At 63.5% G+C, this 17,568-nt stretch carries 18 protein-coding genes; 12 read left to right on the top strand and 6 right to left on the bottom strand.

Translation table 11 applies throughout. The features are described from left to right. Position 1: 1 nt before the first annotated feature. From RBA41_RS27800 to RBA41_RS27790, 3 genes are read right to left on the bottom strand one after another with little or no spacing between them, the layout of a single operon-like run. Positions 2-799, bottom strand: coding sequence for a CbbQ/NirQ/NorQ/GpvN family protein (locus tag RBA41_RS27800; RefSeq protein ID WP_306627626.1), 798 nt, complete (start codon positions 797-799; stop codon positions 2-4). Then, entirely contained in the window at positions 796-2,163 is a 1,368-nt protein-coding gene (locus tag RBA41_RS27795) for a cbb3-type cytochrome c oxidase subunit I (protein ID WP_306627625.1), read from the bottom strand. The genes RBA41_RS27800 and RBA41_RS27795 overlap by 4 nt, the downstream gene beginning before the upstream one ends. Positions 2,164-2,214: 51 nt before the next feature. Continuing rightward, entirely contained in the window at positions 2,215-3,066 is an 852-nt protein-coding gene (locus RBA41_RS27790; protein ID WP_306627624.1) for a c-type cytochrome, read from the bottom strand. 216 nt (positions 3,067-3,282) lie between these two features. Here RBA41_RS27790 and RBA41_RS27785 point away from each other — a divergent pair, with 216 nt between their 5' ends. From RBA41_RS27785 to RBA41_RS27775, 3 genes are all read left to right on the top strand, one after another. Further along, positions 3,283-3,498 carry a hypothetical protein gene (locus RBA41_RS27785; protein WP_306627623.1) on the top strand — a complete coding sequence of 72 codons (216 nt, stop codon included), beginning with the start codon at positions 3,283-3,285 and terminating at the stop codon, positions 3,496-3,498. Positions 3,499-3,630: 132 nt separating this feature from the next. After that, the gene (locus tag RBA41_RS27780) at positions 3,631-3,906 is read left to right on the top strand and encodes a helix-turn-helix domain-containing protein (protein ID WP_306627622.1); all 276 of its coding nucleotides are present in this window, start codon (positions 3,631-3,633) and stop codon (positions 3,904-3,906) included. Then, the gene (locus RBA41_RS27775; protein WP_306627621.1) at positions 3,903-4,511 is read left to right on the top strand and encodes a HipA N-terminal domain-containing protein; all 609 of its coding nucleotides are present in this window, start codon (positions 3,903-3,905) and stop codon (positions 4,509-4,511) included. The genes RBA41_RS27780 and RBA41_RS27775 overlap by 4 nt, the downstream gene beginning before the upstream one ends. On the opposite strand, the gene RBA41_RS27770 is transcribed toward RBA41_RS27775, so the two are convergent. Continuing rightward, positions 4,499-5,812: a carbohydrate-binding protein gene (locus tag RBA41_RS27770; protein ID WP_306627620.1), complete on the bottom strand. Its 1,314-nt coding sequence runs from the start codon at positions 5,810-5,812 to the stop codon at positions 4,499-4,501. The genes RBA41_RS27775 and RBA41_RS27770 overlap by 13 nt on opposite strands. Before the next feature lie 405 nt (positions 5,813-6,217). On the opposite strand from RBA41_RS27770, the gene RBA41_RS27765 reads away from it, so the two are divergent. Together RBA41_RS27765 and RBA41_RS27760 are read left to right on the top strand one after the other, a co-directional pair. Continuing rightward, positions 6,218-7,099: an amino acid ABC transporter substrate-binding protein gene (locus RBA41_RS27765; protein WP_306627619.1), complete on the top strand. Its 882-nt coding sequence runs from the start codon at positions 6,218-6,220 to the stop codon at positions 7,097-7,099. A 182-nt stretch (positions 7,100-7,281) separates the two neighbouring features. Then, entirely contained in the window at positions 7,282-8,367 is a 1,086-nt protein-coding gene (locus RBA41_RS27760) for a type II asparaginase (RefSeq protein WP_306627618.1), read from the top strand. Positions 8,368-8,415: 48 nt separating this feature from the next. Here RBA41_RS27760 and RBA41_RS27755 read toward each other — a convergent pair whose 3' ends face one another. Further along, positions 8,416-9,777, bottom strand: a complete 1,362-nt coding sequence (locus tag RBA41_RS27755) for a sigma-54-dependent transcriptional regulator (protein ID WP_306627617.1) — start codon at positions 9,775-9,777, stop codon at positions 8,416-8,418. After that, positions 9,770-11,563, bottom strand: a complete 1,794-nt coding sequence (locus tag RBA41_RS27750; RefSeq protein ID WP_306627616.1) for a sensor histidine kinase — start codon at positions 11,561-11,563, stop codon at positions 9,770-9,772. The genes RBA41_RS27755 and RBA41_RS27750 overlap by 8 nt, the downstream gene beginning before the upstream one ends. Positions 11,564-11,939: 376 nt before the next feature. Here RBA41_RS27750 and RBA41_RS27745 point away from each other — a divergent pair, with 376 nt between their 5' ends. The 7 genes from RBA41_RS27745 to RBA41_RS27715 form a co-directional block, all read left to right on the top strand. Next, positions 11,940-12,221 carry a LysR family transcriptional regulator gene (locus tag RBA41_RS27745; RefSeq protein ID WP_099873264.1) on the top strand — a complete coding sequence of 94 codons (282 nt, stop codon included), beginning with the start codon at positions 11,940-11,942 and terminating at the stop codon, positions 12,219-12,221. A gap of 100 nt (positions 12,222-12,321) precedes the next feature. After that, positions 12,322-13,314, top strand: coding sequence for a porin (locus RBA41_RS27740; RefSeq protein ID WP_306627615.1), 993 nt, complete (start codon positions 12,322-12,324; stop codon positions 13,312-13,314). Between the two features lie 78 nt (positions 13,315-13,392). Continuing rightward, positions 13,393-14,343, top strand: a complete 951-nt coding sequence (locus RBA41_RS27735; RefSeq protein WP_306627614.1) for a transporter substrate-binding domain-containing protein — start codon at positions 13,393-13,395, stop codon at positions 14,341-14,343. Positions 14,344-14,380: 37 nt separating this feature from the next. Beyond that, complete coding sequence (locus RBA41_RS27730; protein ID WP_306627613.1) at positions 14,381-15,130, top strand: amino acid ABC transporter permease; 750 nt, start codon at positions 14,381-14,383, stop codon at positions 15,128-15,130. 1 nt (position 15,131) lies between these two features. Next, a complete protein-coding gene (locus tag RBA41_RS27725; protein ID WP_099873273.1) occupies positions 15,132-15,824 on the top strand; it encodes an amino acid ABC transporter permease in 693 nt (230 codons plus the stop codon). 23 nt (positions 15,825-15,847) lie between these two features. After that, the gene (locus RBA41_RS27720; RefSeq protein ID WP_306627612.1) at positions 15,848-16,573 is read left to right on the top strand and encodes an amino acid ABC transporter ATP-binding protein; all 726 of its coding nucleotides are present in this window, start codon (positions 15,848-15,850) and stop codon (positions 16,571-16,573) included. A 38-nt stretch (positions 16,574-16,611) separates the two neighbouring features. Then, a partial coding sequence (locus tag RBA41_RS27715; RefSeq protein WP_306627611.1) for a Glu/Leu/Phe/Val family dehydrogenase occupies positions 16,612-17,568 on the top strand: 957 nt, incomplete at its 3' end.

The following is a 17,568-nucleotide window of genomic DNA, read 5'->3' as shown; positions in this document are numbered from 1 at the left end:
GCTAGATGAAACTGGCGCCGACCAGGTCGCGCATGGCGCCCACCAGGGCCGGTTCGTCCGACAGGGGAGCGACGATGGCCGCGTAGCAGGCGTCGGCCACCGGGATGCCGCTGCCGATCAGGCGCGCGGCGGCGATCAGCAGGCGCGTGCTGGGCACCTCGGCCAGGCCGCGGTCGCGCAACTGGCGCAGGCGGGTGCCCAGCGTGACCAGGGCGATGGCCAGGCTCGCTTCGACCTGCCCCTCGTGCTCCACGATGGCGGCCTCGCGCGCGGGCGGCGGAAAGTCGAAATCGAAGGCGACGAAGCGCTGGCGCGTGGACGGCTTCATGTCCTTGAGCATGCGCTGGTAGCCGGGGTTATAGGACACCACCAGCTGGAATCCGGGCGCCGCCGCCACGGTTTCGCCGGTCTTGTCGATCGGCAGCATGCGCCGGTGGTCGCTCAGCGGGTGCAGCACCACCACCGTGTCCTGGCGCGCCTCGACCACTTCGTCCAGATAGCAGATGGCGCCTTCGCGCACCGCGCGGGTCAGCGGGCCGTCGTGCCAGGCGGTGCCGGCGGCGCCGATCAGGAAGCGTCCCACCAGGTCGGATGTGCTCAGGTCGTCGTGACAGGAAATGGTGATCAGCGGACGCTGCAGGCGCCAGGCCATGTATTCCACGAAGCGCGTCTTGCCGCAGCCGGTCGGGCCCTTGAGCATCACCGCCAGCTGGCGCCGGTGGCACTGCTCGAACAATGCCACCTCGCCGGCGTTTTCCAGGTAATAGGGCGCCGCTGCCGCGGGATCATCCTTGCTCACGCCGGCTGCACCCCTGGCGCCGGTGCCGCTGCGTCGCCTTCCTCGACCGGCCCCAGGCGCGGTGCGAAGCGGAAGAAATCGATGATGAACAGCGCCACCCCGATCGCGAACAGGGACCCGGTGGCGAGCAGCATGACGAAGTGAATCTGGATTTTGAGCTGGGTGTCCAGGAAGCCCAGGCCCATGATGCGTTCCAGGTACACCTGGCCGATGCCGGCCGTTGCGAACGACAGCGTCATGCCGAACATGCCGCCGAGCTGCAGCCAGAACGACCAGTAGCCCATCGCCGTGCCTTCTTCCGGACGCCGCGACAGCCCCGGCATGGCATAGGTGATCATGGCCAGGACGATCATGACATAGGCGCCATAGAAGGCGGCGTGGCCGTGCATGGCCGTGATCAGGGTGCCGTGGGTCCATTTGTTTACGGCCGGGAAGGTGTGCGCCAGGCCCAGCAGGCCGGCGCCGAACAGGGTAAACACGGCGCTGCCCACGGTCCAGTGCAAGGCCAGCTTGTTCGGATGCGCCATGCCGGAGCGCTTGATGGTCGAGTAGGCGTAGATGGCCATGCCGACCAGGGCCACCGGTTCGAGGGCGCTGAAGATGCCGCCGATGGGCAGCCAGTAGGCCGGCACGCCGACCCAGTAGTAGTGGTGCGCCGTACCCAGGATGCCGGCAATGAAGACCAGCCCCACGATCACGTACAGCCACTTCTCCATCACCTCGCGGTCGGCGCCGGACAGGCGGATCAGGAGATAGGCCAGGAAGCCGCCCTGGATCATTTCCCATACCCCCTCCACCCACAGGTGGATGGTCCACCAGCGATAGTAGATCGAGACGGTGTAGTTTTCATAGTGCAGCAGGGCCGGCAGGTAGAGCAAGGCGGCCAGGCCCAGCCCGCCCAGCAGCACGCCCTCGGTGGTGGTCAGGCGGCCCGACTTTTTGATGGTCATGCCCACGTTGTAGAGGAACATGAGCATGACGATGACGATCACGATCTTGTGCGGCAAAGGCTGCTCCAGCAGCTTGTTTCCGGTGCCCCAGCGAAACAGATAACCGATGATGGCGGTCACGCCCATCAGCACCCACAGCACCAGCTGGATGTAGGCCAGCTTGGTGCTGTGCAGCTCGGTGCGCGATTCGTCCGGCACCATCCAGTAGGTGGCGCCCATGAAGCCGCACAGAACCCAGACGATCAGCAGGTTGGTATGGATGACCTTGGTGACATCGAACGGCAGGATATACAGCAAGGGATCGGGCCCCAGGTACTTGGCAGCCGAGAGCAGGCCGAACACCAGCTGCAGGCCGAACAGGGACAGCGCGACGGCGAAGTACCAATAGGCGACAGACTGCGACTTATATCTCATGACTATAGCTCCGCAAAACAATTCGGCTCCAGCGTTGCTGGGCAATGACGCTTACTTCAGCGAGGACAGGTAGGCGACCAGTTGGGTAATCTGCTCCGGCGCGAGGGCCTTGCCGTAGGTGTCGGGCATGAAGGACTGGCCATTGGCCGAGTACATGGCGCCCGGCACCACGTGCGCGCTGGGCGACACCAGCGACTCCCGGATATATCCTTCCACATCGGTGGCCTTGCCCGTGTAGCCGGCGCCGGCCAGCAGCGCCGTGCTGCGCCCCACCAGGCCTGCCAGCGATGGCCCGGCCAGATTGACGCCGGGCGCGGTGGAATGGCAGGCGCTGCATGCCGGCACCGCGCTGCGGAACACCCGTTCGCCCAGCGCGATCGGATTGTCGTCGCCGGTGGTGGGCCGCGCCGCCGGTGGCGTGGCCGCCGCACCGGGTGCGGCCGCCGTGGCCACGTCGGTGCCGGGGAAGGTGGCGCCGGTGACCAGGATCGGGCGCGGCGGCCAGCCCTGGTTGTCGACATTCGATACCCAGTCGAGGAAAGCGATCAAGGCTGCAATGTCGGTGTCGCTGATATCCTGCTTGGGCATGAGGCGCCGGTGCCGCGTTTCGTCGTAAAACTTGGACGGATCCTTCATGTACGCGGTGAGGTAGGCGTTGCCACGCAGCTTGGTGATCTTGGTCAGGTCGGGAGCGTAGTAGGCCCCCTCGCCAAAGATCGTGTGGCAGTTGATGCAGTTGTTTTCATGCCACACATCCTTGCCGCGCGTGACCTGGGCAGTGATCTTGTCGGCATTGGTCAGGCGGCCGAACTGGCGGTGGCTGTCGAGCGTCAGGGCGAGAAAGGCGAGCGTGGCCACCACGGTGGACCCAATCGCAAACAGACGCGCTTGTCGTTTGTTCATGGTGCCTTCCTAGACTGAAATGGCGGGCCAGTAGCGCACCGAGATGATCGCCGCGTAAGCGATGGCTGCGAGCATGAGCAGGATCACCATGTACGCAAACCATTTAAGGGGAGAAATCCATCCTTGCATAGTGCCTCCTTGCTGGGAACTGCAGCCACACTAGCACGATTAACATGATTATTCTTGTTTAAAAAAACATATGCGAGGAATTTGTCCATGGTCGCGATCGGCGTGCACGGTGGGTTTGCCCCGGCTGATTCGAGCGAAAAATCCTTCCCGCATCAGCCGCGAAGCCGCCTGACTTGCTACGGCGCAAGCGCTGAAAACCCAATCTACGCGGGCTTCCCACCATCTTCCCTGAAGAAGCTGGCTCGGATAATGACAGAGCAATTTTGCACTGTTACAGGAAAACTGATGGAGGAACGTTGTTAACAGCGTATTTTTGCTCTCTTAGCCCACTTCAGCAGACAGTCACAGCGCAATACTGCAATTTCACCCTGTTATTGATGATACAGAGCGGTGCAGTGCTATAATAAAGTGAAATTGCTCTGTTATGGATGTAACATGAAAATCAAGTCGTTTGAGCAGATGGGTGCCGTTCTGCGCGCCACCCGTCTCGCGCTCAATGTCCCGCTGGCCGACCTGGCCGAGACATTGGAGACGTCCCAAACCCTGTTGCGGCGGCAGGAACAAGGCCACTCTACGGTAGCGCTCAAGAAACTTTTTGCGACAATGAAAGAGCTTGGGATCGAAATGCATCTGTCCATGCCACCGGCAATGGATGAAAGTGCCATCGACCTGGATGGCAAGACCACGACGAGGAAGCGAGCTCGACCATGAACCGGGAACTGTGCGCCTACATTGACAAGTCCTTCGTCGGTACGCTGTCGGAAAACACCGGAGTGTGGTCGTTCCAATACGATCAGGCATGGGTCGAACAGGGATATGAACTCTCTCCCGGCCTGCCTCTGAGGACGGCTCGACATGAAGACGGTGGAACCGTTCGTCCGGTCCAGTGGTTCTTCGACAATCTGCTACCGGAGGCGGACGCCAGGCTGCAGCTGATGACGTACATGAAGAACGGCGTCACGGCCGGCGTGGATGCCTGGACCATCCTGGCGCACTTTGGCGCCGAATCGGCAGGCGCCCTGACCTTGCTTGCACCAGGGAACGCGTTGCCGGAAGCGGGCCTGCTGCCACTCTCCGACGACGAACTTGAAGCGCGCATCAAGGCGATGCCCCGACAGCCGCTCTCGGCCAAGGCGCCGAAAAAAATGTCGCTGGCCGGAGCCCAGCAAAAACTTGCCATCGTCAAGATTGACGGGCAGCTTTTCGAGCCGACCGGTGCGCGCGCGTCCACCCACATCTTGAAAGCTGACGCGCCGCGAAGGGTGACCAGCCGGAGAAGAAATGCTTCCTCTCCGGCGCTGGATTACCTGCGATAGACGCGAACGTAGTCGACCTGCATCCGGTTCGGGAACGCGGTGGATGCATCCGGACTGCCAGGCCAGTTGCCGCCGACGGCCAGGTTAAACAGGAGGAAGTACGGCGCATGGAACTCCGACGTGCCGTTGATGCCGCCGGCGATATTGACTTCGTGGAACTTGTTACCGTCCACATACCAGCGGATCACCGAGGCATCCCACTCCACGGCATACACGTGGAACTGCGAGAAGTCCAGCTTGCCCGATGGGCCGCCATAATTGGCATACGCGTTGTTATGATCCGACCAGTGGATGGTGCCGTGGGTAACCGCTTCGGAATTGACGTGCTCCATGATGTCGATTTCGCCGCTTGCGGGCCAGCCCGCGCTGCTGATGGAGTTACCCAGCATCCAGAAAGCCGGCCACGTGCCCTTGCCGGTCGGGATCTTCATGCGCGCTTCCATCCGCCCGTACTGCCAGCTGGCCTTGTTCTGGGTGGTAATGCGGCCCGAGGTGTACTGCTTGCCCATATAGGCTTCCTTGCGCGCCTCGATGACCAGTTCGCCGCCGCCGACACGGATGTTCTCCGGACGCGCGGTGTAGTACTGCAGCTCGTTGTTGCCGCCGCCATGTCCGTTGACCTCGATGTTCCACTTCGAGGTGTCCAATGCGGTGCCGTTGAACTCGTCCGCCCAGGCCAGCGTCCAGCCGGGTGGTGGTGGCGTTGAGCCGCAGCTGGCGCCGGCGATACTGATCCAGTTCAGGTTGAAGCCCGCGCTGCTGACGAAGGTGCCGAGGTTGTAGGTACCGGCATTCACGTTAATCGTGCGCTGCACGGTGGTCCAGTTCTGCCAGCCGCCCGTTGCCGGAACCGAGGTGGTGCCGAGCGGGATCGTGCCTCCGTTGAGGTCGGCCGAAATCACGCCGCCAGCGGAAGGGGCCGCGACACGGTAGGCAATGGTATAGGCGCCGCTGGTGGGAAAGGTGATGTTGTTGTGTGCCAGCCATTCGCCGTTGGCAGTCCAGGCAACGTTATACCCTCCGCCGGCATCGGTGGTGGCTTCAATATCGACATTGTCGGTGCGGTGCTGGTTACCCGTATTGCCGGCAGTGGTGTCGAACGCGTTGGCATAGTCTTCAGCCTGGAGCGTGCAGACGGCGGCGATGTTGGCGCTGGAACCTGCCGCGCTACCTGTCTGCGCCAGGGATATGGGAGTTTTCCCGCCATCGCCGCTGTCGCCCGACGTGTTACCGCCACAGCCGGCCATAGTGCCGCCAGCCAATAATGATGCCAGCACGACGTTAATCGTCTTCATCTTCATGTTGAAAGTCTCCGAAGTTATCGTTAGGTTTTACGTTCGGGCAACAACCACTTCCAAGCGGCGTTATCAGCGATAACGATGTTGATGGAAGCGTTTCCACTGCGCTTGAGTATCCAGCACATTGGGCGTATTGTCAAAACCCGCACAAGCCTGGCCTCAGTCTCGGCCCGGTTCTGTCGGGTTTACGCCAATGTTTCTTCACGTCATTAAGCGCTCCGCACCCAATCGGCTACCACAGCAAGCGCAAGCAACCCGGCAATGAACCCGGAGCTCCCCTTGTTCTTGCTGCCCGCAGCAGCATCGCCTCCCATGTGAATTTTGCATAAGCATTGTCGTTGCCACCTGTTCATGGGAATATTGCGCCATGCGACGGTTGGAATTCCCGGGCCGTAAGGAAAAAACGACGTGAACACCAGAGACCTGCTCTTCGCATTTGCCGCACTGCTCCCGCTCGCCCCCCATGGCGCGGCGCAGGAGTCGCCGACCTTGCGAAAAATCGCGGAAACGGGCGTCATCAGCATTGGCTTTCGCGACAAATCGATCCCGTTTTCCTATCTCGACAAGCAGCAGCGGCCGACCGGCTATTCGATCGAACTGTGCTATCGCATCGTCGACGCCATCCGCACCCGGCTCAAGGCGCCCGGCCTGGAAGTGATGCTGCGCCCGGTCACCTCCGCCAACCGCAGCGCGTTCATGGTCAACGGCATCGTCGACCTCGAATGCGGCTCGACCACCAACACGCTCGAGCGGCAAAAGGAGCTGGCGTTTTCGGTGACGACCTTCGTCGCGGCCACCAGCCTGGTAGCGAAAAAGACGGCCCACATCGATTCGCTGCAAGCGCTCAAGGGCTCGACCGTCGTGTCGACGGCCGGCACCACGGCCATCAACGCGCTGGCGGAAACCGCTCAGGCACTGGGGCTCGACCTGCACATCATTCCGGGCAGGGATCACGCCGAAGCGTTTTCGCTGGTCGAGGCCAACCGCGCCGTCGCGTTCGTGATGGACGATGTGCTTCTGCACGGGCTGGTCGCCGCCGCCAAGGACCCGGGCATGTATGCCATCGCCGCCACCGATTTGCCGGTGCAGCCGTACGGGATTGTCGTGCGCAAGAACGACCCCGAATTCAAGAAACTGGTGGACGAAGCCATCGTCGCGCTGTTCAAGTCCGGCGAAGTGCAGCAGATCTACCGCAAGTGGTTCGCGCCACTCCAGCTACCGATGAGCCCGGCGCTGAAGAAGGCGATTGCCTCCCCCACCGATTCGGGCGACCCGGCCGCCTACCGGTGAAGCAGGGAATTGGCGCGGTCTACCGCGCCCCTGCGCAACGAGCCTGCCTTGCAAGGCAGGCTTCCTTCGCCCGTTATCATAGGGCTAATCCTCGCAAAGATTTTTCGCCGTCCCGCAGCACGTAAAACGCGTCATGAAAATGGCGTCGCCTGCAAAAAACCACCGTCCCTTTAGGAGATCGCATGCTTCACAAAAATCCCGCGCAATCGATGATCGCGCTGTTCGGCCTCTTGGTCTGCATGGCCTCGGCCACGCAGGCGCAACAAGCCGCGCCCAAGCTGCCCAACGTGACCATCCTGGCCACCGGCGGCACCATCGCCGGCTCCGGCGCGACCAGCACCACCACGGTCGGCTACACCGCCGCCACGGTCGGCGTGCAGCGCCTGATCGCGGCGGTGCCCGAACTGGCCAAGGTTGCCAACGTCAGCGGCGAACAGACGTTCCAGATCGCCAGCGAGAACATGACCAACGAGCACTGGCTCACGCTGGCCAAGCGCGTCAACGTCCTGCTGGCCCAATCGAACGTGGACGGCATCGTCATCACCCACGGCACCGACACGCTGGAAGAAACGGCATATTTCCTGAACCTGGTGGTCAAGAGCCGCAAGCCGGTGGTGCTGGTGGGCGCGATGCGGCCATCGACCGCGATCTCGGCCGACGGCCCGATCAATTTGTACAATTCGGTGATGCTGGCGGCCAGTCCCGAGGCGGTCGGCAAGGGCGTACTGGTGGCGATGAACGACCAGATCCAGTCGGCGCGCGATGTGACCAAGGTCAATACCTCGACGCTGGACTCTTTCCGCACGCCGGAACTGGGCCTGCTCGGTTATATCCAGGGCGGCAAGCCATTCTTCTATCGCCAGCAAATGCGCAAGCACACCACCGAGAGCGAATTCGACATCGGCGCGCTGCAGGCGCTGCCGCAAGTGGACATCGTGTATGGCTATGCGAACGTCGGACCGGTAGCGGTCGATGCGCTCATGGCCGCAGGCGCCAAGGGCATCATCCACGCAGGCGTGGGCGACGGCAGCCTGGCCGCCAGGGTCAAGCCGGCACTGGTTGCCGCGCGTGCCAAGGGGGCGGTCGTGGTGCGGGCCAGCCGCGTGGGCCAGGGCATCCTGGCGCGCAACGGCGAAGCCAATGACGACGAACTGGACTTCGTGGTGGCCGACACCTTGAGTGCGCAGAAGGCGCGCATCCTGCTGATGCTGGCGCTGACCAAGACCGGCAGCACCAAGGAGATTCAGCGGATGTTCTATACCTACTAAGTTCTGCCTGGGAGCCTGCCCTGCAAGGCAGGCCCCCTACCCAGGCGGCTAGAGCGCGCCGCCCGGCGCCGGCCGGAAGTCGTCGATGACGATGCCGTGCCGGTGCAGCTTGTCGTACAGGGTCTTCTTGCCGATGCCGAGCGCATCGCAGATCGCTTGCGGACGTCCGCCGTGCTGCTTGAGCGCCTGTTCCACCAGGGTCTTTTCGACCATGTCCATCTGCTGCGCCAAGGTCATCGGGGCCGCGGCCGAATCGGCGGCGCCCAGGTGCATCCCCGGCAGTCCCAGCACGAAACGGTCGGCCGCGTTGCGCAGTTCGCGCACGTTGCCGGGCCAGTCGCCGGCCATCAGCTTGAGCATGTCCTGTCCGGCCAGGGCCGGGGCATCGCGCCCGTAGCGCAGCGCCGCCTGCAGCGAAAAATGTTCGAACAGGATCGGAATGTCCTCGCGCCGTTCGCGCAGCGGCGGCAGTTCGAGCACGGCGACGTTGAGCCGGTAATACAGGTCGCTGCGAAACTTCTGCTGCGCGCTCAGTTCCTTCAGGTCGCTCTTGGTGGCGGCGACGATCCGGAAGTCGACCGGCACACCCTGGTTCGAGCCGAGCCGCTCGATCTTGCGTTCCTGGAGCGCGCGCAGCAGCTTGACCTGGAGCGCCATCGGCATGCTTTCAATTTCATCGAGCAGCAAGGTGCCGCCGTCGGCATGCTCGATCTTGCCCACGCGGCGCTTGCTGGCGCTGGTGAAGGCGCCCGCTTCATGCCCGAAGATCTCGCTCTCGAACAGGCTTTCGGGCAGGCCGCCGCAATTGATCGCGACGAAGTTGGCCTTGCTGCGTTTGCTGTACTCGTGCAGGCAACGCGCCACCACTTCCTTGCCGGTGCCGGTTTCGCCGAACACCAGCACGTCGGCCGGCGTATCGGCCAGGTTCAATATCTGGCGCCGCAGTTCGCGTATCGCCGGCGAGTTGCCGAGCAAGGTCGCCTCGATCCCGCGCCGGTCCTGCAGCTGGCGCTGCAGCGAGTCCACTTCAAGGCGCAGCGCGCGCTTTTCCATGGCGCGCGACGCCACCTCGACCAGGCGCTCCATCGCGAACGGCTTCTCGATGAAATCGTAGGCGCCGCAACGCATTGCCTCGACCGCCATCGAGACGTCGCCATGGCCGGTCACCATGATCACCGGGATGGTGGCGTCGACCGCGCACACCCGGCGCAGCAGTTCGAATCCATCCATGCCGGGCAGGCGCACGTCGCTGATGACGATGCCGGCAAAGCTGGTGCGCAGTTGCCCGAGCGCGTCCTCGGCCGACTCGAACGGCGCCACGTCGAACCCGGCCAGCTCCAGCGTTTCGGCGACGCTGCTGCGCACGGCCAGGTCGTCTTCGACGAACACGATGGTGAAACCTTCATACATGACTTGTTTCCTCTATTAGTGGCAGGTCCAGTTCGAAGGCGGCACCGCCCGCACAATTCGACGCGCGCAAGGTGCCGCCGAAGTCGCGCACGATGTCGGCCGAAATGGCCAGGCCGAGTCCCAGTCCCTGGCCCGGCAGCTTGGTGCTGAAAAACGGCTCGAACAGGCGCGCCATCACGGCTTGCGGAATGCCGGCGCCGCTGTCGCTGACCCGGATGTGCGCGCGTCCGCCCGCGCTCCACAGGCGGATGGCCAGGTTCTTGACCGGCGCGTCCAGCATGGCGTCGAGCGCGTTGGCGCACAGGTTGATCAGCACCTGTTCGAGCCGGTTGGCGTCGCACATGGCGCGCACCGACGGCGCCAGGTCCAGCTGCACGCAGGCGTGTTCGGTGCGGATCCGGTTTTCCAGCAGCTGCAAGGTATTGTCGACCGCCTTGGACAGGGTCAGCGGGGCCATGGCCAGGGGCGTCTTGCGCGAGAAGGATTTGAGCTGCTCGGTCAGGCGGCCCATGCGTTCAGTCAGGTCGGTCACCGAGCGCAGGTTCTTTTCCACGCGCGCCAGGTCGCCGCGCTTGAGCAGCAGCTGGGCATTGAAGGAAAGCGAAAGCAGCGCGGTGAGCGGCTGGCTGATTTCGTGCGTGATACCGGCCGACATCTGGCCGAGCAGGGCGAGTTTGCTGGCGTGCAGCAGGTCGTCCTGGGAAGCGCGCAGCACCTGTTCGGCGTGTTCGCGTTCGCCGATTTCGTGCAGCAGTGCGCGGTTCATCGCATGCAATTCGGCGGTGCGGTCGGCCACGCGCCGTTCCAATTCGTCGTGCGCGCGCTGCAGCGCTTCGCGCGCGTGCAGGCGGCTCGCGATCGCGCGCCGGCGCATCGCCACGAACATCGCGAGCAAACCGAGGAACCCGGCCAGCAGGCCAGCGGCCACGGCGTTTTGCCCGGCCTGCAGCTTGACCGGCGCGGCATTGGTGAGCGTGAGCAGGCGCCAGCCCTGGCGCGCCATCGGCCGGCTCAGGCTTGCGTAGCGGGTCGATGGCGCGGCCGGGTTGAGTGCGGGCCACGCGACGACCGGCTTGCCCTGGTCGATGGCCTGGAGGTCGGCCTTGCGGTTGCGCCACTGGGGCGCGGACGAGAGAACGATCGTGCCGTCGGCGTCGAGCACCATGAAAAAATCGTTGTGCGGCTGCGCGGCCGACGCCACCCAGGTCGACTCGATCGGGTCGAGGCTGATCTTGACCACCACCACGCCAAGCACCAGGCCGCCTTGCAGCACTTGCTGGGCAAAATAATACTCGGGCGAGTTGCGCGCCGCCGCGCGCGAAAAATAGCGCGCAGGCCCGCCCTGCATGGCGCCGGAAAAATACGGCAGGGCGGCCAGATCCATGCCGACGCTGGTCTCCGGCTGGTACCAGTTGCTGGCCGCCCGCACCAGGCCCGCCGTGTCGAGCACGAAGATGGAGAGCGAGCCGGCGCGCGCGTTCAGGCTGGTCAGGCGCTTGTTGGCGCGCTCGCCCAGGCCGGCGCCGCCCGGGTTCCTCAGCAGGGCATGGACGTCATGATCGAGGGCGACGATGCCGGGCAGGTATTCATGCCGGCCCAGTTCGCTTTCGAGGGCCGCCGCGTACAGGTCGAGCTGCTGCGCCTGGACCTCGCCAAGCTGCGCATAGCCGCGCCGTTCGCTCCATGCATACACGAAGGCGACGGCGGCGCTCAGGCCGATGATCGCGGCCCATGCCGCGACTGTGCCCGCGGAGCGGGAAACGGCAAATTGTCGGAACGCCTGCAATGCTCACCTCGGCGCGTGTGGTTAGGGTTGGCGCGGTCCGGCAAGGGGAGGCGACTGCGGTCTATCTTACCCCAGAACATTCTGCCGGATATTAATTTCGGCAATAGCCAACAGCCCGGGTTTCTAAATCCACACGCCGCAAAACGGGTTTGTGTGGAATACCGCACGCGCGCCGCTGATCGGCGTTTCCGGACGATTGAAAATATCCATTCCAATCAAGGCGCTGGGGCGCTTCCCGGAATATTTACATTGCTGGCATGCAAACTGCTATGCATAGGAGGTAGGGATGGAAACACATGCCGAATAATCGGCAGTGCAATGGGTGACGGTCAATCGCGCCGGCCCATTAAAAAATAAATATAAGCGGGAGACAGCAATGGACATGAAATGGGTCGAAGACTTTCTTTGCCTGGCCGATACGCGAAGCTTTTCGCGTTCCGCCAGCGAGCGGCACTCCAGCCAGCCGGCATTCAGCCGGCGCATCCGCTCGCTTGAAACCTGGCTCGGCGCCACGCTCGTGGACCGCAGCTGCAACCCTCCCTCGCTTACGCCGGCAGGCCACGTATTCCGCGGCCATGCACTCGGCATTATGCAACAGGTCCACAAGGCCAAGCATATCCTGCGGCACGCTTCGGATTATCCCGGCGGCGCCATTTAGATTATTCCCCAGCGCGGCAATTCACCTGTTCCATGCACGGCGTGGAATGGACCGGTATTGCCGATCAAATATAAAAAACGATAAATTACAGAGGAAACGAATGAATAAGATCATTATCGCCATCATGGCATCGAGCCTGGTTCCGGCAGCCGCCATGGCGCAGTCGGCGGTGACCGTGTATGGCGTGGCCGACGTCGGCTTTGTGCGCGAAACGGGCGGCGCGGCGGGCAGTGTCAACACGATCAACAGCGGGGTCGCCTCCGGTTCGCGGCTGGGCTTCAAAGGCACGGAAGACCTCGGCGGCGGCGTCAACGCCTACTTCGTCCTGGAACACGGCGTCAATATCGATACCGGCAGCTCGGCCCAGGGCGGCCTGCTGTTCGGACGCCAGGCATTCCTGGGCGTATCCAGCAAGCTCGGTGCGGTCAGCTTCGGGCGCCAGTATTCGCCGTACTACCGCGCCATGCGCGACATCGTCGATCCGTTCTGCGACGGTTTGGCCGGCCAGGCGGGCAACATCACGGTCTCGAACGCCCGCCTCGACAACATGGCCGGCTACGCGTCGCCGACACTCTATGGCTTTGCGGCGGAGCTGGCCGTGGGCATGGGTGAAGTGCCGGACAATTCAGCCGCCAAGCGCGCCTACAGCACGGTGCTGTCGTATACGGCCAAGACCCTGGTCGTCACGCTGGGCTGGCATCAGCAGCAAAATGCGCTGGCCACCGACAGCAGCGCCAATACGCTGCTCGGCGCCAAATACAACTGGGGCGTGGCCGAAGGGCACCTGGGCTACGCGCGCAACAAGGGCCTGCTCGGTGCGCGCAGCGAAGACGCGATCGTCGGCGTGAGCGTGCCTTTCGGCGCGCACAAGGCGTACGCCTCGTATGTCCGGCATGACGACACCACGCACGCCAACCGCGACGCTTCCCAATGGGCGCTCGGCTACACCTATGCACTGTCCAAACGCACCGACGTGTACGCGGCCTATGCGCGCATCGGCAACCGCAATGGCGCCAGCTTCAAGGTCGGCAACGCCACCACGGACGGCACCGGCAACACCGGGGCAAACCTGGGCATGCGCCACACCTTCTGATCCTGTTGAGTTCCCCCCGGCCGCCGGGCGGCCGGTTTATCGCTTCGTGCTTTCTTCACCCCTTTGGAGTTACCCGACATGAATTATGCAAAATATCTCGTTGTACTGCTCAGTGCATCCCTGTTCGGCGCCACCGCGCAGGCGCAGGAACCGACCGGCACGCTGGCCAAGATCAAGAAGAGCGGCGTCATCACGCTGGGCGTGCGCGACGGTTCCATTCCCTTTTCCTACCTGGACGACAAGCAGCAGTACCAGGGCTATTCGATCGACCTGTGCATGAAGGTGGTCGCCGCCCTGCAAAAGCGCCCGGGCCTGGCCTCCTTGAAGGTGGCGATGAATCCGGTGACCTCGGCCAACCGCATTCCGCTGATGGCCAACGGGACCATCGACCTCGAATGCGGCTCGACCACCAACAACCTGGAGCGCCAGCAGCAGGTCGCCTTCGCCCCGACCATGTTCGTGGTCGCCAACCGCCTGCTGGCCAAAAAGACGTCGAATATCCATACGCTGGCCGACATGAAGGGCAAGACGCTGGTGGCCACCGCCGGCACCTCGACCCTGAAGCAGATGACGATCCTCAACCGCGAGCAAAACCTGGGCATGAACATCGTCGTCGGCAAGGATCATCCCGAATCGTTCCTGATGGTCGAGACCGGGCGCGCCGCGGCCGAGGCCAACGATGACATCCTGCTGGCGTCGCAACGCGCCAACGCCAAGCGGCCGGACGACTACCAGATCACGGCCGACGCGCTGTCGGTCGAGCCGTACGGGATCATGCTGCGCAAGGACGACCCGGCCTTCAAGAAGGCGGTCGACGACGCCCTCATCGCCTATTACAAGTCGGGCGACGACGTGTATCGCCTGTACCACAAGTGGTTCCTGTCGCCGATTCCGCCAAAGAACATCAACCTGCGCTTCCCGATGCCGCCGGAGCTGATCAACGTGCTCGCCCGGCCGACCGATTCGCCCGACCCGGCCGCGTATGCGGTGGTGCCGGACGCGCAAAAAGCGGCCTCCAAAAAGCGTTAATTTTTCTGTAGCCCAGCCTGGAACAATACTAAATACTATGAACTATCACTGGAACTGGCGCATCTTCTGGGAGATTGCGCCCGATGGTGCCGGCACGTATCTCGACACCCTATTCTCGGGCTTGATGTGGACCTTGGCCACCGCGCTGACGGCCTGGATCATGGCGCTGGCGCTCGGCCTTGTGGTCGGCACCGTGCGCACCACACCGAACAGATGGCTGGTACGCCTGGCCAACGGCTATATCGAACTTTTTCGCAACGTGCCGCTGCTGGTGCAGATGTTCCTGTGGTATTTCGTCGCTCCCGACGTGCTGCCGCAAGCCGTCGGCGACTGGATCAAGGCCCTGCCCAACGCGCCGTTCGTCACGGCGGTGCTGTGCCTGGGCTTGTTTACCTCGGCGCGGGTGGCGGTACAGGTTTCGGCCGGCATCGCCGCTTTGCCGAGCGGGCAAAAAATGGCCGGCACCGCGCTCGGCCTGACCTTGCCGCAGACCTACCGCTACGTGCTGCTGCCGATGGCATCGCGCGTGATCCTGCCGCCGCTGACCAGCGAGTTCCTCAACATCATCAAGAACAGTTCGGTGGCCTTGACCATCGGCCTGATGGAACTGACTGCCAGCGCCCGCGCGATCCAGGAGTTTTCATTCCAGGTATTCGAGGCCTTCAGCGCCGCGACGCTGGTCTACGTGATGGTCAACGCCGTGGTCGTGTTCATCATGCACCGGATCGAGAAAAAAATGGCGATTCCCGGCTTGATCGTCGCCGGCGGCGCGGCGGGGGGACACTGAGATGGCACTCGACTTCGATTTCGACGTGATCGCCCGCTCGTGGGTCTATCTGTTCCAGACCGGGATGGTCTTCACGCTCAAGCTGACCGTGCTGGCCATGACCGGCGGGATCGTGCTCGGTACGCTGCTGGCGCTGATGCGCCTGTCCAGCATCCGCGCGGTGTCGCTGCTGGCGTCCGGCTACGTCAACCTGGTGCGCTCGATCCCCCTGGTGCTGGTGATCTTCTGGTTCTACTTCCTGGTGCCGTATATCGCCGCCTGGATCATCGGCGCCAACGAGCCGGTACAGGTGGGCGCTTTCACGTCCGCGCTGATCACCTTCATCATGTTCGAGGCGGCCTACTACTGCGAGATCATGCGCAGCGGGATCGGCTCGATCCCGCGCGGGCAGGTATGGGCAGGGCGGGCGCTGGGCATGACCTACTGGCAGACCATGAGCCACGTGGTGCTGCCGCAGGCGTTTCGCAACATGATTCCCCTGCTGCTGACGCAGACGATCGTCCTGTTCCAGGACGTGTCGCTGGTGTACGTGCTGTCGATTCCCGATTTTGTCGGCGCCGCCAGCAAGGTCGCCCAGCGCGACGGCCGCCTGGTCGAGATGTACAGCTTCGTGGCGCTGGTGTATCTGGTCCTGGGCCTGGGGCTGTCGTCCCTGGTGCGCCGTCTGCAGCAGCGCGTGGCGATCATCCGCTAGCGCTTTCAAATTGGAGAAGAAAAATGATAGAACTTAACAATATCAGCAAATGGTACGGCAAGTTCCAGGTGCTCACCGAGTGCACCACGCGGGTCGGCAAAGGCGATGTGATGGTCATCTGCGGCCCGTCGGGTTCGGGCAAGTCGACCCTGATCAAGACCGTCAACGGCCTTGAGCCGTTCCAGAAGGGGGGCATCAGGGTGGACGGCGTGGAGGTGGGCGACCCGAAAACCAACCTGTCCAAGCTGCGCGCGCGGATCGGGATGGTGTTCCAGAATTTCGAGCTGTTCCCGCATTTGTCGATCCGGGAAAACCTGACCATCGGACAGGTCAAGGTGCTGGGGCGCAGCGCCGACGAGGCCAACGCCAAGGGCCTGAAGTACCTGGACCGGGTCGGCCTGCTGGCGCAGCAGGATAAATTTCCGGGCCAGCTGTCGGGCGGCCAGCAGCAGCGCGTGGCCATCGCCAGGGCCTTGTCGATGGATCCGATCGCGATGCTGTTCGACGAGCCCACCTCCGCGCTCGACCCCGAAATGATCAACGAAGTGCTCGACGTGATGGTCGGCCTGGCGCAGGAGGGGATGACGATGATGGTCGTCACCCACGAAATGGGTTTCGCCAAACGGGTGGCCAACCGCATCGTCTTCATGGACCAGGGGAAGATCATCGAGGACTGCACCAAGGACGAGTTCTTCGGCACCCGGCGCTCGGACCGCGCGGCCGACTTCCTGGCCAAGATCATCCACTAAAAGACACCACCTTCAAACTACAACAACGGAGCCGCCGCATGACACGCCAGCACGACATTCCATCCTACCTCCTCCCCAAGGAAAACAACCCCTGGAGCGTTTACCTCGAACAGATCGACCGCGTGACGCCGCACCTTGGTGCACTGGCGCGCTGGGTCGAGACGCTCAAGCGGCCCAAGCGCATCCTGATCGTCGACGTGCCGATCGAGCGCGACGACGGCAGCATCGCCCACTTCGAGGGCTACCGCGTACAGCACAACATGTCGCGCGGCCCCGGCAAGGGCGGGGTGCGCTTCCACCAGGACGTGACGCTGTCGGAAGTGATGGCGCTGTCGGCATGGATGACGGTCAAGAACGCCGCCGTCAATGTGCCGTACGGCGGCGCCAAGGGCGGAATCCGGGTCGACCCGAGGACGCTGTCGCAGGGCGAACTGCAGCGCATGACGCGCCGCTATACCAGCGAGATCGGCATCATCATCGGGCCGAACAAGGACATTCCCGCCCCGGACGTGAACACCAACGAGCAGACCATGGCGTGGATGATGGATACCTACTCGATGAACCAGGGCAGCACGGCGACCGGCGTGGTGACGGGCAAGCCGATTTCGCTGGGCGGCAGCCTGGGACGGCGCGACGCCACCGGGCGCGGCGTGTATGTCGCCGGCTGCGAGGCTGCCCTCAAGTGCGGCATGCAGATCGAGGGCGCCAGGGTCGCGGTACAGGGCTTCGGCAATGTGGGCGGGATCGCCGCGCGCCTGTTTTCGGAGGCCGGCGCGCTGGTGGTGGCGGTGCAGGACCACGGCGGCACGATCGTGCATGACGGCGGCCTGGACGTGGAAGCCTTGCTGGCGCACGTGGCGCAGACGGGCAGCGTGGTGGGCTTTGCCGGCGCCGAGGACAGTATTGCGCCGGAGCGCTTCTGGAACGTCGCTTGCGACATCCTGATTCCGGCCGCGCTGGAGCAGCAGATCACCAGGGAGAACGCCGCCCAGATT

Source organism: Massilia scottii (assembly GCF_030846495.1).
GTDB lineage: Bacteria > Pseudomonadota > Gammaproteobacteria > Burkholderiales > Burkholderiaceae_D > Telluria_A > Telluria_A violaceinigra.
This window is presented reverse-complemented; position numbering and strand designations above follow the sequence as displayed.